At 51.9% G+C, this 20939-nt stretch carries 19 protein-coding genes, 1 tRNA gene and 1 riboswitch; of the genes, 4 read left to right on the forward strand and 16 right to left on the reverse strand.

Annotation, left to right across the window (positions count from 1 at the left end):
• On the forward strand, positions 1-320 hold a 320-nt coding region (locus AC1BI1_RS14095), incomplete at its 5' end, for a hydrolase (protein WP_476717942.1).
• Between the two features lie 869 nt (positions 321-1189).
• Here the strand turns inward: AC1BI1_RS14095 and AC1BI1_RS14100 are convergent.
• Positions 1190-2890 carry an S-layer homology domain-containing protein gene (locus AC1BI1_RS14100; RefSeq protein WP_476717943.1) on the reverse strand — a complete coding sequence of 567 codons (1701 nt, stop codon included), beginning with the start codon at positions 2888-2890 and terminating at the stop codon, positions 1190-1192.
• Between the two features lie 86 nt (positions 2891-2976).
• On the reverse strand, positions 2977-3516 hold the full coding sequence (locus AC1BI1_RS14105) for a hypothetical protein (protein ID WP_476717944.1): 540 nt from the start codon (positions 3514-3516) through the stop codon (positions 2977-2979).
• 216 nt (positions 3517-3732) lie between these two features.
• A riboswitch (cyclic di-GMP riboswitch) is annotated at positions 3733-3821 on the reverse strand.
• A gap of 503 nt (positions 3822-4324) precedes the next feature.
• On the opposite strand from AC1BI1_RS14105, the gene AC1BI1_RS14110 reads away from it, so the two are divergent.
• Positions 4325-4549, forward strand: a complete 225-nt coding sequence (locus AC1BI1_RS14110; RefSeq protein ID WP_476717945.1) for a type II toxin-antitoxin system HicB family antitoxin — start codon at positions 4325-4327, stop codon at positions 4547-4549.
• Positions 4550-4614: 65 nt separating this feature from the next.
• Positions 4615-4776, forward strand: a complete 162-nt coding sequence (locus AC1BI1_RS14115; protein ID WP_476717959.1) for a type II toxin-antitoxin system HicA family toxin — start codon at positions 4615-4617, stop codon at positions 4774-4776.
• 458 nt (positions 4777-5234) lie between these two features.
• Here the strand turns inward: AC1BI1_RS14115 and AC1BI1_RS14120 are convergent.
• The 12 genes from AC1BI1_RS14120 to mtnP all read right to left on the reverse strand — a co-directional run bounded on the left by AC1BI1_RS14120 (position 5235) and on the right by mtnP (position 17854).
• A tRNA-Gly gene (locus tag AC1BI1_RS14120) sits at positions 5235-5309 on the reverse strand.
• Between the two features lie 110 nt (positions 5310-5419).
• Positions 5420-6610, reverse strand: a complete 1191-nt coding sequence (locus tag AC1BI1_RS14125) for a LysM peptidoglycan-binding domain-containing protein (protein WP_476717946.1) — start codon at positions 6608-6610, stop codon at positions 5420-5422.
• Positions 6611-6805: 195 nt separating this feature from the next.
• Positions 6806-7195 carry a RidA family protein gene (locus AC1BI1_RS14130; RefSeq protein ID WP_476717947.1) on the reverse strand — a complete coding sequence of 130 codons (390 nt, stop codon included), beginning with the start codon at positions 7193-7195 and terminating at the stop codon, positions 6806-6808.
• A 24-nt stretch (positions 7196-7219) separates the two neighbouring features.
• Positions 7220-8092, reverse strand: coding sequence for a class I SAM-dependent methyltransferase (locus tag AC1BI1_RS14135; RefSeq protein ID WP_476717948.1), 873 nt, complete (start codon positions 8090-8092; stop codon positions 7220-7222).
• A complete protein-coding gene (locus AC1BI1_RS14140) occupies positions 8086-8790 on the reverse strand; it encodes a FadR/GntR family transcriptional regulator (protein WP_476717949.1) in 705 nt (234 codons plus the stop codon). The genes AC1BI1_RS14135 and AC1BI1_RS14140 overlap by 7 nt, the downstream gene beginning before the upstream one ends.
• Before the next feature lie 58 nt (positions 8791-8848).
• Positions 8849-11002 carry an L-lactate dehydrogenase (quinone) large subunit LdhH gene (gene ldhH / locus AC1BI1_RS14145; RefSeq protein WP_476717950.1) on the reverse strand — a complete coding sequence of 718 codons (2154 nt, stop codon included), beginning with the start codon at positions 11000-11002 and terminating at the stop codon, positions 8849-8851.
• Positions 11003-11015: 13 nt separating this feature from the next.
• Complete coding sequence (locus AC1BI1_RS14150) at positions 11016-11552, reverse strand: LutC/YkgG family protein (RefSeq protein WP_476717951.1); 537 nt, start codon at positions 11550-11552, stop codon at positions 11016-11018.
• Between the two features lie 174 nt (positions 11553-11726).
• Positions 11727-13013 carry an adenylosuccinate synthase gene (locus tag AC1BI1_RS14155; RefSeq protein WP_476717952.1) on the reverse strand — a complete coding sequence of 429 codons (1287 nt, stop codon included), beginning with the start codon at positions 13011-13013 and terminating at the stop codon, positions 11727-11729.
• 24 nt (positions 13014-13037) lie between these two features.
• Positions 13038-14444, reverse strand: coding sequence for an NAD(P)/FAD-dependent oxidoreductase (locus AC1BI1_RS14160; RefSeq protein ID WP_476717953.1), 1407 nt, complete (start codon positions 14442-14444; stop codon positions 13038-13040).
• 194 nt (positions 14445-14638) lie between these two features.
• Complete coding sequence (gene mtnA, locus AC1BI1_RS14165; RefSeq protein ID WP_476717960.1) at positions 14639-15697, reverse strand: S-methyl-5-thioribose-1-phosphate isomerase; 1059 nt, start codon at positions 15695-15697, stop codon at positions 14639-14641.
• Between the two features lie 96 nt (positions 15698-15793).
• Positions 15794-17047, reverse strand: coding sequence for an adenosylhomocysteinase (locus AC1BI1_RS14170; protein WP_476717954.1), 1254 nt, complete (start codon positions 17045-17047; stop codon positions 15794-15796).
• Between the two features lie 6 nt (positions 17048-17053).
• The gene (gene mtnP / locus AC1BI1_RS14175) at positions 17054-17854 is read right to left on the reverse strand and encodes an S-methyl-5'-thioadenosine phosphorylase (protein WP_476717955.1); all 801 of its coding nucleotides are present in this window, start codon (positions 17852-17854) and stop codon (positions 17054-17056) included.
• Between the two features lie 274 nt (positions 17855-18128).
• Here mtnP and AC1BI1_RS14180 point away from each other — a divergent pair, with 274 nt between their 5' ends.
• Complete coding sequence (locus AC1BI1_RS14180) at positions 18129-18623, forward strand: hypothetical protein (RefSeq protein WP_476717956.1); 495 nt, start codon at positions 18129-18131, stop codon at positions 18621-18623.
• Between the two features lie 118 nt (positions 18624-18741).
• Here AC1BI1_RS14180 and yfcE read toward each other — a convergent pair whose 3' ends face one another.
• Both yfcE and AC1BI1_RS14190 read right to left on the reverse strand, forming a co-directional pair.
• A complete protein-coding gene (gene yfcE / locus AC1BI1_RS14185; protein ID WP_476717957.1) occupies positions 18742-19311 on the reverse strand; it encodes a phosphodiesterase in 570 nt (189 codons plus the stop codon).
• 55 nt (positions 19312-19366) lie between these two features.
• Positions 19367-20674 (reverse strand): pyrimidine-nucleoside phosphorylase, encoded by a 1308-nt coding sequence (locus AC1BI1_RS14190; RefSeq protein WP_476717958.1) that lies wholly within the window; start codon positions 20672-20674, stop codon positions 19367-19369.
• Positions 20675-20939 lie beyond the last annotated feature (265 nt).

Consider the following 20939-nt stretch of genomic DNA (forward strand, 5'->3'; position numbering starts at 1 on the left):
AGCTGTCCCAGCGCCAGGAAGAGCTCGCCCAGGGACAACAACAGCTATTCCAGGGCCAAAAAGAGCTGTCCCAGCGCTACCAAGAACTCGCCCAGGGCCAGCAACAGCTATTCCAAGGCCAAAAACAATTATTCGACGGACAAAAGGAGTTGTTCCAGCGCTACGAAGAATTGTCCCAGGTACAAAAAGAATCCATTCAGATTTTAAGGCGGCTGCAGAAAGACGTAGCTACTATAAAGAAAGAGCTCCGTGCAGTTTGGGAGGACATTAAAAAGTTAGACAAAAGGCTTACAGCCCAAGAAGAAAGAGCAGTCCGCTAGTTTTTACTTCTGTTTCTGAGGCCAAGGGGCCGCTGCCAGGCCGACGGGCGCCTATTCGTTACTGGTAGAGACGTGGAGGAAAAAGACCTTGCGCTGACCTTCGCGGGGTACCGCTGGCAGGTCTTAGGCAGCGCTAAAGAACACGACCTGACTACACAGCGGCAAAAAGTCGTGGACGCGCTTAGAGCGCTCTGGGTATCCCCGAAGAGCACTGGCAGCGAGTTCACATACTGGCGAGCAGATGCGCCTACTGCGGCAGGCCGCTGGAGCATGGCAGGGTGTGGTCCGGCATAAGCAGCTATGATACCCTTGGCCCGGAAGCGGTACGTCCTCTACGCCCTGTGCCACAAATGTGGGTTTAAGGCGGAGAACTCTCCCGCATTCGGGCAGAGCGTTGCACAGCGTATAGAGGATAAGGCTATAGCGCAAGACTTCTTGCCCTGGCTGCAAAAGCCCAAAAGCAAGCAGGTTGGCCTTCCCTCGTGAGTTGCTTCCAATCATTGGCATTTCGCAAGGAAGTACCAATTTTTAACTGCTCAAATTTTTCCGTAGTAGAAAAGAGCTTATAGCAACTATCTCCATGCAGCAGGTGTGCGGAAAACTAGAGAGGAGCGGTGCCCGTGCTTGCTCCATCGCCGGAGCCGGGATACCCGAGCGCAGGAGGGCCGCTGGAAGGGGATCGTTGCCCGGCTGTTGCGAAATACCCGTTTCATCGGGCATGGTCAGTGGACATGCAAGAATCTTGGGGTAGGTACAGGTGTAGCCTGTGGGTACCCGATCCTAACATTCACAAAAAGAACAGGGCCGGACTATTTTTATAATCCGGCCTCCTTGTCCCATTGAACTTAGTTTATCTAGTACGGCCCTAGTTACTCTGGTAACTGCTTCATGTAAACCAGTAACCTTTTAAGCATCACTAACGCCTCTGCACGGGTAGCGGTGGCTAGTGGGTCTAACTTACCCCCCAAGCGACCACGCAAGATACCAGCTTTCACGGCAGCGGCTGTACTCTGTCTAGCCCAGTTGCTAACTGTATGGTCATCGGGGAAAGCCTGGAGTAAAGCTTCCGCTTCGCCGGCAGTATCTATCCGGTGGCCTGCGTAGGCTGCTGCCCTATCAAGCCAAGCAGCCATTTCCTCCCTTGTTACCGGCCATTCGGGCTTAAAAGTACCGTCTCTGTAGCCACTGGCTAGACCAGCCCCGTACGCGGTTTCTACTACACTGTAGTACCAGCTATCCCGGCTTACGTCCACAAAGTGGGGTCCCAAGTCTTTTTTCTCGCTTAAGTTTAGAGTCCTAATCAAGAAGGCCAGAAACTCAGCGCGGGTGATATTAGCGTTAGGATTAAACTTGTTCTCTACCACTCCGCGTGCAATACCCAGGCCAGTCATTATTTCAATGTCCCGCTGTGCCCAGTGACCCGAAATATCTGCAAAACTGCGGAGGGGCGGGGCCTTCTTTTCCAGTAAGGCATAAAGGCTTAGATGGTTAGTCTCAAAAACCATTGTCCCCTTTTGCGGATCGTACCGGCTTGGAACCTCTTCCCAGCGCATGACAACTTCATTTAACCGCCCGACCATCAGCAACCCTTTTTCCGCCTGCCCTAACATGTTAGTGGGAACGGGTAGACTAATCTTAACAGGCTTTTCAAAGGCCCTTACATATACCTGCTCCCCTTTGGCCGTAACCCCCAATATAGCCAGGTCAATAATCGGGGCTATGGGAGAGTATACCGACGTATTGGCTACTTTCTCGGAGAAGTCCTTGGTAGCTTCAGGTGCAAGGGACTGTGCTCTAACCTGGACTTGAACGACCTCAGGTGCAGCCTTTGCAGGAGCTTTTAATATCTCCTTAGGTAATTCAAAAGCCGCGAGTTTAAGATCAATTACCATTGGGCGTCCGGCTCCTACCAGCCTGTCTATTTGTTCTTTCTTCAGAGCAACTTCAACTACATTCTCCGGTACCTGGATAACGACCTTCCCCGTCTCCTGTGCCTTGGTCAAGGCCTCTTCTATGATTTCTTCCTTAACGGGCTCCACTGCGCCGGGTGGAGTAACAGGCGGTTGTACTGGTGGGGAAACGGTACCACCACCTCCACCACCCCCTCCGCCGCTAGGCCGTGACTCCGTGGTGAACTCTATGGTGTAGGCTTTCTGCAGTTCGTTGCCTGCCTCGTCTACTACTGCGCCGGCGGGGATGGTGAGGATGTAGTGCATATTATAGCTGAGATAATTCACGGAGCGAATCGTTAGAACTGCGCCCTCCAAGTTTTTGGTTATACTAACTTCGCTGCCATCGCTCTTAAGGGAAATTTGCTCAAAATTAGGCCCCTCTTTCACCGTCTCATTAAATATTACTGTAATGACATGGGTTACAGCGATGTTTGTAGAGCCGTGGGCCGGGACGGTGGACTGCACTTGAGGTGGGGTTAAATCCTTCACTTCCACAGTTGCAGTGAGCTCGTTGGAAATCTTTTCTTCGGTAGCTACTGCAACAGGCGAAAAGGCCAGTAAACATAAAGCAACCACCATGAACAAAGAGGTTAGGGCTAAGGGCCTTTTTCGGTGCACAGTCCTATCATCCTCCTTTTCCTCTAAGATACTAGCATGGGCAGGAAGGCATCTCCTGCCCATGCTGCTGAACAATACTGTTGCGCTTACAACGGTAGCTGGACGGCGTAAATCTTGAAGGAGTAGGTACCAGGTTGGCTAAAAGTAATCTTGAAGGGGCTAGTAGGAGTGCCCATGGCATCCGTAAAGCTAAAACCTTGTCGAGGTCCCCAGTAATAGAACCCTCCTTGGCTATCATAACCAAGCGGTATCCACTGGTTCAATGTATAATCGTAACCCTGGACAGTAAACCCATTTTGGCTACCTGTTACTTCCACAACATATAATACGCGGTCTATAGTACCTGAGATATTTTTAATAGCCTTGAAAGCTACTGGTATGGTGTCTCCTACTCGAACACTCTGAAGTCCGGTTGGGTCAACAGCGCTTACGGTTTCACTGCCGGCTTGAACACTACCTGCATACCATTGTAAAGTAATCGAGTTTGCTGGGGACACTACCGTGACTGATGCCGATAGATCATTTGATATTTGTGTGCCAGGAACAGTAGCTGCCATCGCAGCCCCTGCAAATGCCAGAACCAAAGCCAGGGCCAGTACACCCGTAAGTATTGCCCTTCTGCGCATAGATATTTTAACCTCCTCCGAATCTGAGCTTTTTCCTCGCGTTTCGCGATTTCTCTTTTCTTTTTGGCATGAGACGTGTTATAATAATCCCGCATTGTGTTCTTTGGCTTCGGCACTGGCGGAGGCGCTTCTCCGTTAAGCCATGCCAGTGCATGAAGCCTTTTTAATACATACCCTCAATACCCCCACCTCCTCTGTGTAAAATACAAAACCGGCCTTCGTTATGTCCGGTTGCGCCACTGGCTCACCCTTGCCCATAGGCGCCCATGTAAGTTAGGCAAGGGCTCATCACCTCCAGAACGCTGGTGGGAAAAATGCATTAGTTTTCCCTTCCAGCTTTGTTAACGTTTATATTAATACGCCGTACTTCTGAGAAATCCTGCCAAAAACGTTTTTTTTTAACAGTAAATAGTTGGACTGCTAACCGTCTTCTTCAGGCGTAAAGACCAACCTAAGACTTCGGTCAAGAACCGCCTCCCTTCTCGGGTAGAATAAAGGCCGGTTCATAAAACTCCCGAGCTCTCTTCTGTACAGCACACAAAGGGGGCATTTTCTGCAACTATAAAACCTGCTCTGACGTGCCACATGGCAGTTACCAAATATCGCTTGGCAGCACGTCCTTAGGGCTGGAGCCGTACGTCTCCTCGGGGGTTCCTCGAAATGGGGTACCCGAACCTCTGTGTTACCCAATGTTTGTGGTAAAATTGTACCAAAGGGGTAAGTGACCATCGGAAGCTTCTTTAATTGCCAACCAGGGTATATGTTGCCGGATGCTAATGGAAATGCTAACGCCAGGGAGGAATGAGCAATGCGCTTCAAGGTGTTACTGGAGTGGGATGATGAAACAGGCGTTTACGTGGCTACCGTTCCAGCCCTACCGGGGTGTGCTACCCAGGGGAAGACCAAAGAGCAGGCATTGGAGCGGGTTAAAGAGGCCATTGCCGTGACCGTGGAAGGGCTTAAAGCAACGGGTCAGCCAGTTCCTTCTGGCGACGTAGATATTTCAATAGCAGAAGTGGTGATACCGGCTTGAGCAGGCTTCCACGGGTCACAGGAAAGGAAATGCTACGGGCCTTACAGCGTGCCGGGTTTGTGGTGATGCGCATTCAGGGGAGCCATTACTTCCTGAGCCACCCACAGGACCCAAGCCGCTGGGCTACGGTACCGGTACATGGCAAGGAAACGTTATCACCTAAAGTAATCAGCGCCATCTTGAAGAGTGCCAGGCTATCGCCAAACGAGCTAAGGGAGCTCTTATAACGCCTTCTACAGTTAAAGTTACCAGGCCTCAACCGCAGGCTTTCCGCTGGGCGACAGCCAGTGTCCAGCGAAAAGTGGATGAGAGCAAGGTCTCTAAGTGAGGTAAAAGAGTAAGCAGCGCTCTCTGCCGCAAGACCGGTGAAGTACTCCAATACTGCCCTTTCCAATAAAGCGCTGTTGCTCCAGGCGTTAGAATACTCGCGGAAAAACCTTCCTACGTGCCATTCATAGTCAAAGAGCGTCCTACCAGCCAGCGCTAAAGCCTGCTTCTCGAGGAGGAAGGCGCTTAAGGCCTCCTCCCAGGTAGAGAAGCGCTTGCTGGGGTCTATGCGGTACAGGCGAGCTATAGCGAAACCTCCCTCCAGTATTTCCCCTGGAGGGGGCTGCACCGCCAGGAGCATCGGACTCAACTAAAAAAGGCTTCCCCGCTATTTCCGGGAAGCCTTGATTTAGTAAACTGGAGCGGAAAACGGGATTCGAACCCGCGACCCTCGGCTTGGGAAGCCGATGCTCTACCGCTGAGCTACTTCCGCCCGTGCACTTTTATTTTATCCCCTCCTTTCTCTTTTGTCAAGAACTTACAATTTATTCCTTCTTAATACCGTATGCCTTCTACACTTTCGTATGCCTTCTACACTTTCCTTTAGGGCGCCTCTGTTAGCCCGGCAGCGCGTAGGACATTAGCCTGATGCTGGGGCTGGATCTCACCGGTATTATGGCTGCGGCTGTTCCAGAAATACAAGTCAAAATGGCCGGGAAAATTGTTGTCCAAGATAGTTTCAACACCGTGGGGCTGCCCGGCCATAGAGGCAGCCAGCACTCGGTCGCCGACTTTGAGAAGTATCGCCCGGGTATCCCAGGACCACCGGCCGTTAAAAATCTGCTTCATAATAGCCGTATCGGCAGCAGTTAAAGGTTCACTATCGGCGTGATTGGACCCTCCCAGGTGCCGTACCCGGAAAGATAGGCCGCTATCCAGGTCGGTAATGGTGGCCACTGCCCCCACATTATATATCCAGCGCGCCCATTCCCAATCCAGAAATTCACCATATCCCGGCTTTTGCTCTCCCCGGGGGCCGGTTACCATAATCGGTTCCGCCCGGTTGACCGGTATATACAGGGGTTGACCGGGCATCAGGATCTCCGAATTAAGCCTATTAGTAATATAGATGGCCCTGACAGTAGTGTTAAACTTTTGGGCAATAGCCGATAAAGTATCTCCGGATTTTACCCGGTAAACCGGAAGTTCCGGCTCAACCGGTTTAGTCTGCTGTCCTTCAGAAGCATCTGGTACTTCCAAAATCTGGCCGACCATAATCAGGTCGGAGGCTAAGCTGTTAAAGCGAGAAAGCTCAGCTACGGTCAAGTTGAAGCGCCTGGCAATAAGGTAGAGGCTATCGCCTGGCTGTACCTGGTAAGCAGTGGCTCCAGGACGGGCCAGGGGAATAAGCAAAGTTTGGCCCGGGTAAAGGTTGTCCCCCTGTAAATTACTTGCCGCCTTAATAGCTGTTATAGAACGGCCGGTGCGCAAGGATATAAGATAAAGGGTATCGCCCCGCTGGACAAAGTAACTGTAGTTGCTACCTTGCAGGGTTACCGGCAGGTACAAAACCTGACCCGGGACTAAAGCCTCACCGGCTAAATTATTAAGTTGTTGAATGGAAGTCAAAGTTGCCCCGTAGCGCTGGGCTAGCAACCACAGGCTATCTCCTGGTTGAACTTTATAAAGAATGATGCCGGCATTGCTCCCCGCCCGCGCTTCCGGCGGAAAGCCCCCAAACAGAGACGCCAGGAAGAAAAAAACTACTGCTCCTAACAAACGCCACGCCCGCATAACTTGCCCCCTATTTGCCAGGAAAGTCCTCTATTAGTTCCCGGCCACATAGTTTGACAAATTATTCTTCACAGGGGCGAATTTTCCCTTTATGTAAATTATGCCAGCGGGTGTCCACCTAATTTTTCTGATAAAATCTCTCGAATGTTTGGCTACCCGAATAAATTTTGAGGGCGGAATACGTTGCCGCCCTTTTTATTCATCCACCACAGCTATGGCCTCAATTTCTACCAGAACATCTCTAGGCAAACGGGCCGCTTCTACGCACGAACGGGCCGGAGGTTCTTCAGGAAAGTACTGGCCATAGATTTCGTTAATGGTGCTAAAATCGGACATATTCTTGATGTAGAGGGTTGTCTTGACCACATCCCGCAGAGTTGCACCTGCCGCCGCCAGTACTGCCTTTAAATTTTCCATCACCCGCCTCGTCTGTTCGGCCACTCCTCCAGCCACGATTTGCCCTGTGGCAGGATCTAGGGGTATTTGCCCTGAAGTAAAAATTAGATTGCCAACTTTAATAGCCTGGGAGTAAGGCCCAATGGCCGCTGGAGCCTCAAGGGTACAAATAACCTTTTTCCCGGCCAACTTAAAGCCCCCTTTCCTTCGATGTTAAACAGCCCAACAAAGATAGGCAGCAACGAATTCCCTTTCCTGGAGGTAAGTCCCCTCCCGGGAATGGGAGTTTACATAATCCCTAATTACTCGTTGCACTGCAGAAGTTAGTTCCAGGTAAGGGTAAAAGAAATTTTCCAGCTCCTGTACAGCCTCCTCTACCGGTAACTCTCGCTTGCTTACCCTGCGCTCCAGCTCTAAAGAAGGGAAATAACCCCAGGAATAAAGCAGGACAAAAATATACAGGGTCTCCTCCGGTATTGGTGGCATCTTCCCTCCGATAAGCTTCTCCCAGAGGTCATGTCTAGCAGGCTCTTCCTGCCGCAGGTGACCGGCCAGGAGGCAAACCCCTCGGGAAGCAGCTATCATTTTTCTTAGGGTTGGAACATCCCGAATCCCCGGACTCATAAGCGCCAGCACCGCCTGAAAGCGCTGGCGCCAACCAAGTTTATCCAGATCCACTTCCTCCCAGGGAAGCTGGACCGGCTCAATGTTATTTATCCCTTCAGCCTCCATCCTGTTTTTCAAAATGGAAAGCATGGCCGGGGAAGGATCCAGGGCGACCACCCTTTTCACCCGACGAGCCAGGGCCAGGGCATAGCTTCCTGGACCGCAACCTATATCCAGCACTTCTGCTTCGGGCCCCAGGCCATCATAATGACTCAAAAAATGTAGTACCTTAGCCACCCGGCGCTGAACTTCGTTGCTTCGGGAATGAACCGCAAAGCTTGTAGCTCTACGGTTCCAATATTCTGCCTGGTCGCGCTCAAGTACAGAGCGGCCGTAGAGGGATTCTTTCTGGGCCTTCTGCCAGGCCTTTTCCCAAAAAGAGCTATCCCGGAAAATATTGATTTCCCACCTGTTTACCATTCCTTGCGCAACTCCCCGGCTACAAAACGCAAATGCTGGCTCATGGCCCGACGGGCAGCCCGGCTGTTGCGAGAAGCAATGGTCTGATAAATGAGCTTGTGCTGTTCATAAAGCTTTTCAGCATTACCTGGAGCCAGATAAAGCCTCTGGCGGCTATTGCGCAAAACCTGTCGCATGGTTTCAGAAACCGTATGCATCAACCTAGCCAGCACGTTATTATGGGCTGCCTCGGCAATAGCCAAGTGAAACCGCATATCGGTCTCTTCTCCCAACAAACCCTTTTCCAGCTCGCCTTCCATTTCTTTTATTATTTCACCCAACTTCTCTATTTCCTCCGGGCAGGCCCGGCGAGCAGCCAAAGCAGCGGCCTCGCTTTCCAGGGCCTCCCTGGCTTCCAGCAATTCCATAGTAGCCTGTCTATCCAGCAACAAAGCCATGGCCAGGGGTTCCACAATAGCTCCGTTGCGTACAGTTTGGACAAAAGTTCCCTCCCCCGGCCGGATAGCAATTACGCCCATGGCCGCCAGGGCGCTCAGGGCTTCCCTTACAGAAGCACGGCTAACGCCTAACCGTTCAGCCAGTTCCCGTTCTGAAGGTAACCGGTCCCCTGGCTTTAAGTTTCCCTCGCCAATAAGCTCTTTAATCTGCCGCACTATTTCTTCATAAATTTTCTTGGTTCTAATAGGTTTTAATTCCAAACCTGGTCCCTACCTCTAACATACAGTTTAATTTAATAAAATTCTACTTATTGCGGGTTTAATCCTGCCTGGTAGCAGCCAAAATTTCAGCCGTATGCTTCACCTGGATGGAACTACCTTTTTGATCCAGACCGCCCCGCAGTTGTATCAGGCAACCCGGACAATCGGTTACCACTATCTCTGCTCCACTTTCGAGGATATGCTTAATTTTTCGTTCCAGCAGGGTCAGGCTGATTTCCGGGTATTTAAGGCTGTAAGAACCGCCGAAACCGCAACAACGGTCGCTCTCGGCCATCTCCACCAGTTCCAACCCCGGTTGCTTAAGCAAGACCTCGCGGGCCACCTTATCTAATCTCAGATGGCGTTTATAGTGGCAGGAATCATGATAGGTAATTTTTATCCTGGGGCCTTGCCAAGATCCTCCTTGGGCGCAACCCACTTCCTTTACGAGCTCAGTAAAATCTTTTACCTTGGCTGCCAGTTTTTCCGCCCGCTTGTGCCAGCCCTCATTGAGGGCCAGAAGCCGGGGAAAATCGTGCTTTAGGGCTACGGCGCAAGTGGGGCAGGCCGTTATCACCACATCTGGCTCTACTTCTTCCAGGGCAGCAATATTTGTCCGGGCAAGCTCCAGGGCTGTCTTCTGGTCGCCGGCATAAACAGCAGGTGCCCCGCAGCAGGCCTGACCCTGAGGAAAGACCACCTGAACTCCGGCCTGCTTAAGGATGTGGAAAACGGCCTCACCGATTTCCGGATAAGCGAAGTCAATAACACAACCGCTGTAAAAAGCAGCCCTTAAGCGGGGACGGATAACCTCGCTTTCCAGTCGCTTCATTCGCTCCCTTAAAGGTTCCCGCGCCAGGGCCGGCAGGCTCCTGCCCCGGGTGAGGGAGCTAAAAGAAAAGGGCAAACTGCGGATAAAGGGCTGGCCCCGGGTCACCGGCCCCTGCAGTCGCGATCCTACCCGCAGCAGGGTATGCATAAGCTTAGGCTTAGCCACCACACCGTGCAGAGCCACCCGGTACGTAATAGGGAGACCTTGTTCCTCCACTACCCTTTCCCTAAGTTTAAGCACCAGATCGGGAATATTTATCTGGGCAGGACAAACTTCAGCACACCGCCGGCACCCTATGCAAAGGCTCTGGGGTTCAGCCGCGTCCCCCAGGGAATTAAAGAAAGCCGTCAAGATGCTGCCGATCCCACCGGAATAGATAAAACCGTACACCTGGCCGCTCACCAACTGGAATACCGGGCAGACATTGGTACAGGCCGCACACCGGATGCACTGCAAAGCCTCCTTAAAGATGGGATCTGCTGCCATTTTTAGCCGGCCGTTATCCAGAAGGACCACATGAAACTCCTTGGGCCCTTCTCCGTCGCCCCGCGCTACCGGGACCGGACCAGTGATCATGGTAATGTAGCTGGTAATAGGTTGGGCCGTGCCGCTCCTGGGTAGGGCCTCCAGTATCGGCACTACATCCATCATGCGCGGCACCAGTTTCTCGTAGCCCAAAACGGCTATGTGTACAGGCGGAACAGTGGTGGTAAGGCGGGCATTGCCTTCATTGGTGCAAATAATGATGGTCCCCGTCTCCGCCACAGCAATGTTAGCACCGCTTATACCCATGCCGGCCCTTAAGAACTTCTCCCTCAACTCCCGGCGAGCGAGGCGGACCATGTTTTTAATATCCGGTTCTACGGGCTGCCCCAGGTACCGGGTGAAGACGCGAGCCACCTCTTCTTTAGGCAGGTGGATGGCCGGCATGACCATGTGGGAAGGACGCTCTCCCGGCATGAGCTGTAAGATCCACTCCGCCAGGTCGGTCTCATAGCAAGTAATCCCGTGCTCCTGCAAATATTCATTGAGGTGGATTTCTTCCGTAGCAAAGGATTTAGATTTCACCAATTCAGCCACGCCGTGCTCTTTAGCTACTTTTAAAATATATTCGCGGGCGGCCGCAGCGTCTGGGGCACGAAAGACTATACCACCGCGGGCCGTAACTTGCCGGGTAAACTCTTCAGCTAGCTCCTCAAAGCGGCTGGCTGCCTCGCTCTTTATGGCGGCGATCCGCTGCCGCAAAGCTTCAAAATCGCGACCCGCAAAAACCTGTTCCCGGGAAATAACGTAAGAATCCGCAAAACGCTCCAGAGCGCTGCGCAAGCTTGGATTATGGAGGGCTCTCTGTAACCTAAGTTTGAAATCCTTACTCACCATTCTTCCACCTCCGCTAGCCCAACAAAACAATAAGCAGCTTTTCAGGACCGTGAACACCGATAGTGAGGCTGCGCTCAATATCCGCCGTCCGGCTGGGACCGGTTACAAAGGCCAAATATCCCGGCCATGTCCCGCGGCTTAAGTAAAAGTTCAAGGCTTCGGTCATATTGGCTACTATCCGTTCTGCCCGAAGGAGAGCCAGGCAATTCAAAGGGAGCATGGAAGCCAGTCGCTTTTTCAGATCTGTGGCATCCTGAACCAAGGTCCCCGTCTCCGCAATGCCCAAGTCAAACTCTACAATACCGCTGTTGGCAGAACGGCCAAACTCCGGTCCATCCTTCTCCACCTGAAAACCGGCCTGCTCAAGGGCTTTCTCTAGACCTACTTCTTCCACCAAAGGTGAATGTACCAGGGCCACGCGGCTGCCCAGGGGGCTTAAAAAAGCCACTACCTGGCTGACCAAGTTCCCGGGATTAGCCTCCCGCAGCACCTGGGCACCCATGGTTTCCGCCTGGCGGCAAAAGGTTGCCAGCAATTCTTCCCGGTCCAAAATTGTTTCTTCCTCCTTCCCATAGTTTAGAAAGCTCTGTTAATTTCGTCTGGCCTGACCACCTGGCGATTTAATTATAACTGTTCTTCAAGAGCAATTCAATCTATCATAAAAAATAAAAGGTCCCGCTTTATATCAACGGAACCCCTGATACAGCGTGTGAAGGCAGCACGATCAGGCAAAAATATTATTCACTACTATGGTCTGGTCGCGCCGCGGTCCAACGGCAATAATCTTGACCGGTACACCTAATAGCTCCTCCAGCTGGTTAATATAGGCTCGACAATTGTCTGGCAGGTCCCTTAAAGAGCGCGCACCCGAGATATCCTCTTGCCAGCCGGGGAGTTCTTCATAAACGGGCTCGCATTCCTGCAAGACTTTGAGGTTGGCCGGAAAATCGTACAGCACCTCGCCCCGGTAGCGATAACCGGTGCAAATGCGTAAAGTGTCTAACCCCGTAAGTACATCTAATTTGGTCAAGGCTATCCCTGTGAGGCCGTTGACCTCCACCGCGTGCCGCAAGATAACCACATCCAGCCAGCCGCAGCGCCGGGGCCGGCCAGTGGTGGTGCCGAATTCCATACCTCGCTGGCGCAGGTAGTCACCCGCCGCGTCCTTAGCCTCGGAGGGGAAGGGCCCTTCACCGACCCTAGTGGTGTAGGCCTTTACCACACCTATAACAGAATCTATAGCGGTCGGACCCACACCAGCCCCCACGCAGGCCCCCCCTGCTACCGGATGGGAAGAGGTAACATAGGGGTAAGTTCCCTGATCTACATCCAGGAGGGTACCCTGGGCTCCCTCGAAGAGAACCTTTTGGCCCTCTTTAAGGGCTTGATTTATCAGCCGACCGGTATCGGCCACCAGCGGGCGCAAGCTTTCCGCATAAACCATGTATTCTTCTAAAATATCTTCTAAGGAATAGCCGGGACGCCCGTAAACTTTGGTAAAAATTTCATTTTTCTCTTTTAAATTATAGGCCAGCTTTTCCCGGAATTCTTCCGGGTCTAACAAATCGCAAACCCGAATACCTATGCGCGCTGCTTTATCCACATAGGCTGGTCCAATCCCCCTTTTGGTGGTGCCCAGGCGGCCGGAGCCGCGCCGCTCTTCCTCCACTTCATCCAGCCCTCTATGATAAGGCAAAATAACGTGCGCGCGAGAGCTCAAGCGTAGGCCCGAGGTATCTATACCTCGCTTTTGCAATCCCTCTAGCTCCTTCACCAGGACCTGCGGGTCCACTACTACTCCGTTACCAATAATACAAGTTTTACCAGGGTACAAAATGCCAGAGGGCACCAGGTGCAGCTTAAACTCCTCCTGCCCCACTTTAACTGTATGCCCGGCATTGCTACCTCCTTGGTACCGCACTACCATATCCGCTTGTTCGGCCAGGTAATCAGTAATTTTACCCTTTCCTTCGTCGCCCCACTGGGCGCCCACAAGGACCACTGCCGGCATAAAAGCCACCGCCTTTCCTATGCTTTAAGCTAAATTCCCTTTACCAGCCTTGGCCATAATATCCCGCGCCGCGATCACGCCAGCGGCCGAAGCCTGAGCCAAGCCTCGCGTTACCCCGGCACCGTCGCCAGCAGCATACAAACCTTCTATATGAGTCATAAGCCCTGAATTTAGTTTTAAACGAGAAGAATAAAATTTGACCTCTACGCCGTAAAGAAGGGTATGACGCGAGTAAACCCCAGGTGCTATTTTATCCATAGCTTCTAACATTTCTACAATGGCCGTCAAATGGCGGTAGGGGAAGACCAAGGATAAGTCGCCCGGTGTAGCTTCTTTCAGGGTGGGGGTTACCAGCCCCTTGCTCAGGCGTTCAGGCGTACTACGCCGGCCGGCGAGGAGATCGCCCAAGCGCTGCACCAGTACACTTCCCCCCAAAAGATTGGCCAAGCCCGCTATATAACGACCGTAAGCTATGGGCTCCTTAAACGGTTCGGTAAAGGTTTTGCTCACCAGCAGAGCAAAATTAGTGTTGTCCGTCTTCTTATCGGCATAGGAATGGCCGTTCACCGTGATCAAGCCTTCGTTGTTTTCCAATACTACCTCGCCGTGGGGATTCATGCAAAAGGTACGCACCCGGTCATCAAACTTTCGAGAATAAAAAATAAATTTCGACTCGTATATGACACTGGTCAAGTGCTCCATGACCACCGCCGGCACTTCCACCCGCACGCCAACATCGACAGGGTTAACAGCCAGTTCCAGGCCCAATTTGCTCGCAACCTGTCGCAGCCAGTCAGCTCCCTGACGACCGGGAGCCAGGACAACATAAGAGGCCGGTATCTCCTCGCCGGCCCTGGTGACTACGCCTTTAACGCGCCCCTCTGAAACGATAATATCCTCTACCGGCGTATCCGTCCTTACTTCCACACCCTTTTTCTCCAGATAATCCTTCATGGCTTTCAGTATTTCTTGAGTCCTTCCCGTACCTAAGTGACGGATGGGAGCCGGTATCAGCTTGAGATCAGCCAGGATAGCCCGGCGCTGGATATCAGCGATCCGCTCATCTTCCGGTCCGCCGTAAACCTTCTCCGGTGCCCCGAAATAGCGGTAAATTTCATCTACGTAAGCAATTAAATCCTCAACCTGGCGCTCCGGCACATACTCGCTCAGCCAGCCCCCTACCTCAGGCGATAGGGTGAGCTTGCCATCGCTGAAGGCCCCGGCTCCACCCCAGCCGGAAACCACTGAGCAGGGCGAACAATGCCGGCAAGAACAGCCCGTCTCCTTGGACGGGCAAATGCGCCTGTCCAGATCGTGGCCCTTTTCTAACAGAAGTACTTTAAGTTCGCTTTCTCGCCTGACCATTTCCAGGGCGGCAAAAATACCCGCCGGCCCTGTACCTACGATAATCACATCATACCTTCCGGCCACCCTTCCCCCTCCTTTACACTCCACCTAAAAACGCCAACTCGAAAAATCTTGGCTTTTATGGTTGCCCGCTAAACCCAACGAAAAATAACCAGGGCAAAAAAATAACCCCTTTTCGGGTTTTCAAGCAGCCCTTACAGCCAGCTTATATTGTAACAAAAGGGCAAAGGATAATCAAGGTGTGCCTTAGCGGCCCCTCAATTTTTCGCACCCTCTAACATCCGGGGAATATTCTCTTCATAAGGAGGCCTAATAACTCCCTTTTCCGTAATGATAGCTGTAACATAACGGTTAGGCGTCACATCAAAGGCAGGATTAAAAACCTCAATACCGGAAGGAGCTGTAGTTCTTCCGCCCAAACAGGTAACTTCACTGGGCTCCCTTTCCTCTATGGGTATCTCCTGGCCTGCGGATAAACTCAAGTCGAAAGTAGAGCTAGGGGCCGCTACGTAGAAAGGTATACCATGTTCTTTAGCCAAAATAGCCACTCCATATGTCCCAATCTTATTGGCCACATCCCCATTGGCTGCTATACGGTCAGCGCCCACAATAACCGCCTGAACCCAACCCTTTTGCATAACAGTAGCCGCCATATTATCGGTGATCAGGGTTACTGGTATACCCGCCTGCTTTAGCTCCCAGGCTGTTAGCCGCGCTCCCTGCAGGAGGGGCCTCGTTTCATCGGCAAATACCCGCAAAACTTTCCCTTGGCCCGCCAGGTAATAAATAGGGGCCAAGGCGGTACCATACCGGGCGGTAGCCAGGGTACCGGCATTGCAGTGGGTAAGAACTGCTTCTACACCGTTAAGAAGTTCTGCTCCATGTCGTCCGATGGCCAGGCACATAGCTTCATCTTCATCACGTATGGCCAGGGCTTCCCTTAAGACTAGCTTCTTAAGTTCTGCTACATCTTCTTCCGCAGCTCCTGAAACTTTAAGCAATACCCGGTTTAAGGCCCAAAAAAGGTTTACGGCTGTGGGCCGCGAGGAAGCCAGATACCTGGCCGCTCTCTCCAGCTCAGCATAAAAACTTTCCTTGTCCTTAGCCCGGGAATCTTTTATCGCCAGGTAAAGGCCGAAGGCGGCAGCAATACCAATGGCCGGCGCACCCCTAACCTTTAGCTGCTTAATAGCCTCCCACATATCTTCCACCGTCCGGGGCCGGAGTATTATTAATTCTTCCGGCAGCCGCGTCTGGTCAATAATTTCTATATGATCCTCCCTCCAAGCAATGGGGGCTACTGGTTCGTAGTTCATGCTCTCCTCCTTGCCCACCAAAAGTTTAACAAAGCTCGTCTCCGCCAGCTGGTAGGGCCTACCCAAGGGGTCGGCCACCGTGCCAGACCCGCACCCTTACTCATGCCGCCAGCTGGCCCGATAGCTTTCCTGCTCGGGGGTAAGGGTATCGATTTCCACTCCCAGGGATTTTAATCGTAAAGAAGCCACCTGATGATCTATTTCCCAGGGAACAGGTAGGACTTTCCGGGGCAACTGTCCAACGTTTTTTACCAGGTAATCCAAACATAAGGCCTGGAGAGCAAAACTTAAATCCATAATCTCTGCCGGATGGCCATCCGCTGCAGCAATGTTGACTAAACGGCCCTCGGCCAAAAGATATATTCTCCTCCCGTCAGCCAGCACAAACTCCTCTATATTCTGGCGCACTACCCGGCGGCTTTGGGCCATGGCTTGCAAGTCTTGTTTATTTATTTCCACATCAAAGTGGCCCGCATTGGCCAGAATGGCACCATCCTTCATTAGCGCATAATGTTCCCCGCGAATCACATCTATACATCCGGTGGCGGTAACAAAAATATCTCCGTGTCTGGCCGCCTCTACCATGGGCATAACCTCAAACCCGTCCATCAGGGCTTCGTTAGCAGGGATAGGGTTAACTTCTGTAACTATCACCCTGGCGCCTAAACCTTTAGCTCGCATAGCAATGCCCTTGCCGCACCAGCCATAGCCCGCCACCACCACCGTCTTGCCACAAATGGTGAGGTTGGTGTTGCGCATAATCCCATCCCAGGTAGACTGCCCAGTACCATAACGGTTATCAAAAAGGTGCTTGGAATAAGCATCGTTAACCGCCACCATAGGAAAGGCTAAAGCACCTTCCCTTTCCATGGCCTTTAAGCGTAAAATGCCGGTCGTGGTCTCCTCCGCGCCGCCCATGATCTCGGGTAAGAGTTCTCGCCTGCCGGTATGGAGCAAGTGAACTAAGTCTCCACCATCATCAATAATGAGGTGAGGTTGGGTATCCAGCACTTGGTGTAAAAAGGACGTATACTCTTCAGGGGTACAACCATGCCAGGCATAAACGGCCACCCCGAGACTCGCCAAACCGGCGCAGACATCATCCTGGGTGGAAAGGGGATTGGAACCGCAAATGGCCACTTCGGCCCCGCCGGCCTTTAGGACTTGTGCCAGGTAGGCTGTCTTGGCTTCCAGATGGAGACACATGGCTACCCTCTTTCCCCGAAAGGGCTGGCGAACTTCAAAATCCCGGCGAATTTCATTCAAGATAGGCATATGGTTTTTAACCCAGTCAATCTTAAGCAGCCCTGAGCTGGCCAGGCTGGCATCGCGGATAATAGATTGGGGCATATTCATCTACTCCCTTCTTACAGCTTCTATGTCCAGTTTACCGGCAGTATGAGCGCACCGGCAATTTCTCGCCCGGGGGATCTGAGGGATGGCCCGCATAATTAGGTTCCGGAGATTTTTACCGTTTAAGCTCATGACTTCCAGTACCTCTTCGTGGCTTAAAGGGGTAGAAGAGATGCCTGCCGCCATATTGGTCACCATAGCTACTAAGCTATAACAGAGGCCTACCTCGTGAGCCAAAATTACTTCGGGAACATTGGTCATTCCTACCAGATCTCCACCCAGCTGGCGGATCATGCGTATTTCCGCCGGGGTTTCAAAACGAGGCCCTTCCGTGCAGGCATAAACGCCGCCATCATGGGCCTTTACTCCTATCATAGCCGCTGTCTGCAGCAGCAGCCGGCGCAGTTCCGGACAGTACGGCTCAGTAAAATCGGTATGGACAACTCCCATTTCCCCGCCTTCAAAAAAAGTATACGCCCGGGTCTTGGTGAAATCCAGGAAATCATTCACTATGACAAACTCCCCTGGCTTGAAGTCCAGGTTGGTTGACCCCACGGCAGCCGTAGCTATAACCCGTTCAACTCCCATCTTTTTGAGAGCCCAGATGTTGGCCCGGTAATTCACTTTATGGGGAGGCAGGGAGTGTTTTTCCCCGTGGCGGTTCATGAAGCCTATTTCCTCGCCCTGATAAGTACCAACCTTCAAGACAGCAGTCCCAAAAGGCGTTTCTATTTTTTCTTCTCTAATATTGATTAAAATACCTGGATCGTAAACGCCGGAGCCCCCGATAATAGCGATTCGCATGCCGATATGACTCCTTCCTTGGTCTTAAGTTTGGGGGGAAATTGATTACCCACAAGTCCTTCTTTTCCCCGCTTCTTCAATCTGTTATATTTTAGCTTATATTAAGTTTCTCTAACTGGACCTATTTTCCTCCATCTTCCCCCACGCTTTTTTCCAGTATCCAAACGCTACCAAGCGAGCTTTCGTTCTCAAATCAATCATAAACTGAGACGAGAAATGTATAACTCACATACAATTATTAATGTAAGCGGGTTCAAAAACAGGGTGAGCACAGATGTCTTCAAAAATCGAACAGTCTATTACCCCTATTTACAGCCACGATGAAATCGAAATCCATATCGGCGATGTTGTTATGCGGGTGGTACGGCGTACCAACCTCCCCTGGCCCCACGAGGTTTCCGCTTTCATCCCCAGGGCCGAAATCCGCCGGCGGCGCTACCAGGATGGTAAGCTGGTGTCTGAGGATGAGATGATACTAAATAGCCTAACTATCGTCCACGCCCCTCTACATCCGCCGGCTGGCGAGCGCCCGCCGGCCGCTGGCCCCAAGCCCCCCGGGGTGGCTCCTCCTTTCCCTACTGGCCCGTCCGTACCTGGCCCTAAGCCGCCAGCTCCAGAGCCGCCCGCTATACCTCCCCGTCCGCCCGGCTGCCAGGTTCCAAAGACTAACGAACTGTGTTCCCCAAGTACCCATAGCGATGTAGATGGCGAATTTCAGGTGAATAGTCTTAGTCCTAAAGTCAAGATAAGATTTGGGAAGAACAAGTAAAGCCTCGGTTATACAAAAAGGCGACCCAGTTCAGCCACACAGAGAAGATACACTCGGCAGGATATAGTCGCCAAATAACACTGAAAAGCCTGCAGGCAAAACTTAAAGGTTAGGGCCATTAACCTTTAATATAGCTCATGCGGGCCAGGATTTTACCATCCTCTAAACTTCTAAGACAGATGGAATCCTCCTGTATCAGACCCACCGTCGGCCCTTCTTGCCCTTTGGGCAGAGCGGGACTGCCTGGATTGAGCAGAATAATTCCCTCCACTTCTTCCAGCACCGGCACATGAGTATGGCCGAAGACAAATACATCGGCTCGGTAACGCCTGGCCAGTTCCACCATTTCCCCTTTATCCCACCGGTGACCGTGGCTCGCTATTAGGCGCAAGTAAGGAGTTTGAACCAGCACCATAGAGCTCTGGATGGGCCATTCTAGGACCAATTGATCTACCTCAGCGTCGCAGTTTCCCCTGGCGATAAGTACGGGTACAGGAGAAGCGTTAATCCGCTCCGCCAATTCCGGCGGGCGATACCCTTGGACTAAAGGATTGCGCGGACCGTGATAGAGCACGTCTCCTGCATGAACAATTAAGTCCACCGGCCCAAAAACGCCCAGCGCTTTCTCCCAGGCTACCACATCGCCATGGGTGTCACTGATAACACCGATATGGCTGAGTCGCTTCAAGGTCGTCAACCTCCCACATTCCTCACATTCCCTTCCCCAATTACATCTTAAAAAACTAGCCATATATTTCTTCCCAAATAAGCGGAGGAGGGGAAACCGGAGTAGAAGAAAGTTTGATAACCCGCTTTAATTCCGCCAGTGCGCCTTCTAATTTGGCCTCCTCATTGGCATAAATAGTAGCTATGGGTTGGCCTTTCCCTATGCGGTCCCCAATCTTGCCGCCCAGTACTATCCCTACCGCCACATCTATTTGGTCGTCTTTTTTCTGCCGTCCGGCCCCTAACTCCATGGCTAACTGGCCCAATCTTTCAGCGGGGAGATCCGCTAGGTAAACATCTTCCTCAGCTGTCCAGCTCACCTTAAATCTGGCCTGAGGTAACAGGCTCAAGTCATCCACCACCCGGCCATTTCCCCCTTGCGCTACAATAAACTCGCGGAATTTCTCTAAAGCCGCGCCGCTAGTTAAAGCTTCTTGCAATTTCTCCTTGGCTTCCTCCTTACCCTTAGCCTTACGGCCCAGTACCAGCATGGTGCTTCCCAGCTCTAGACATAAAGTTACTAGATCTCTAGAACCCTCACCCCGCAAAACCTGGACCGCTTCCGCTACTTCTAAACTATTTCCTATGGCCAGGCCTAAGGGTTGATCCATATTGGTAATATAAGCTACCGTTTCGCGCCCCACATATTTTCCTATATTGACCATAATGCGCGCCAGTTCCCGGGCGCTGGCTAAATCCTTCATGAAAGCGCCTCGGCCAACTTTAACATCCAAAACAATGGCCTCAGCCCCGGCCGCAATCTTCTTGCTCATAATGGAGCTGGCAATCAGGGGGATAGAATCTACCGTAGCCGTTACATCCCGCAACGCGTACAATTTCTTGTCTGCTGGCGTAAGCTCGGCTGATTGGGCAGCTATCGCTATCCCATGCTTTTTAACCTTTTCAATGAATTCCTCCGCCGAGAGTTCCACCTTCAAGCCCGGAATAGATTCCAGCTTATCTATGGTGCCCCCAGTATGGCCCAACCCCCTACCGGCTAACTTGGCCACCGGTACGCCACAGGCAGCCACCAGAGGTGCTAAAACCAAAGTTGTGGTATCAGCCACACCGCCAGTGCTATGTTTATCTACCTTTACCCCAGGGATGGACGATAAGTTTAACCTTGCGCCCGAATGTACCATGGCCAAAGTTAGATTTACTGTCTCTTCCAGATTCATACCTCGAAAATATATGGCCATGGCCCAAGCTGCCATCTGATAATCGGGGATCTCCCCGGAGCTAAAGCCCTCTACAATATAATCAATCTCTGATTTGGTCAGGGACTGGCCGTCTCTTTTCTTTTTAATCAGGTCATACATTCTCATAATTTAGTCAGCCACCCAACACTCCAAGCTAGTCAAGTTAATCTTAAACGGTACAATCTTATTTCTAAGTTGTCCCTTAAATTTTAACATACACCCAAAGTAGTGGCCACAAGTAAACCTGTAGACCGGCCATCGGGTAGGAGGGGGCGGCTAACCCCCGTCCCCCCACACCACCGGACGTACCGTTCGGTATACGGCGGTTCATAAGGCACTACGAAGTTCTAAGTACCGTTCGACTAAGCTCGTCAGCCCTTGGTCTCGCCAG

Source organism: Thermanaeromonas sp. DSM 22490 (assembly GCF_056378755.1).

Excerpts from the sequence above, each read along its gene's own strand:
- AC1BI1_RS14155 (WP_476717952.1), bottom strand. The coding sequence starts at position 13,013 with ATGCCGGCAGTGGTCCTTGTGGGCGCCCAGTGGGGCGACGAAGGAAAG.
- AC1BI1_RS14125 (WP_476717946.1), bottom strand. The coding sequence starts at position 6,610 with ATGCGGGCGTGGCGTTTGTTAGGAGCAGTAGTTTTTTTCTTCCTGGCG.
- AC1BI1_RS14170 (WP_476717954.1), bottom strand. The coding sequence starts at position 17,047 with ATGCCCCAATCTATTATCCGCGATGCCAGCCTGGCCAGCTCAGGGCTG.
- AC1BI1_RS14115 (WP_476717959.1), top strand. The coding sequence starts at position 4,615 with ATGCGCATTCAGGGGAGCCATTACTTCCTGAGCCACCCACAGGACCCA.
- AC1BI1_RS14190 (WP_476717958.1), bottom strand. The coding sequence starts at position 20,674 with ATGAGAATGTATGACCTGATTAAAAAGAAAAGAGACGGCCAGTCCCTG.
- AC1BI1_RS14180 (WP_476717956.1), top strand. The coding sequence starts at position 18,129 with ATGTCTTCAAAAATCGAACAGTCTATTACCCCTATTTACAGCCACGAT.
- AC1BI1_RS14135 (WP_476717948.1), bottom strand. The coding sequence starts at position 8,092 with ATGGTAAACAGGTGGGAAATCAATATTTTCCGGGATAGCTCTTTTTGG.
- AC1BI1_RS14105 (WP_476717944.1), bottom strand. The coding sequence starts at position 3,516 with ATGCGCAGAAGGGCAATACTTACGGGTGTACTGGCCCTGGCTTTGGTT.
- AC1BI1_RS14110 (WP_476717945.1), top strand. The coding sequence starts at position 4,325 with ATGCGCTTCAAGGTGTTACTGGAGTGGGATGATGAAACAGGCGTTTAC.
- mtnA (WP_476717960.1), bottom strand. The coding sequence starts at position 15,697 with ATGAACTACGAACCAGTAGCCCCCATTGCTTGGAGGGAGGATCATATA.
- ldhH (WP_476717950.1), bottom strand. The coding sequence starts at position 11,002 with ATGGTGAGTAAGGATTTCAAACTTAGGTTACAGAGAGCCCTCCATAAT.
- mtnP (WP_476717955.1), bottom strand. The coding sequence starts at position 17,854 with ATGCGAATCGCTATTATCGGGGGCTCCGGCGTTTACGATCCAGGTATT.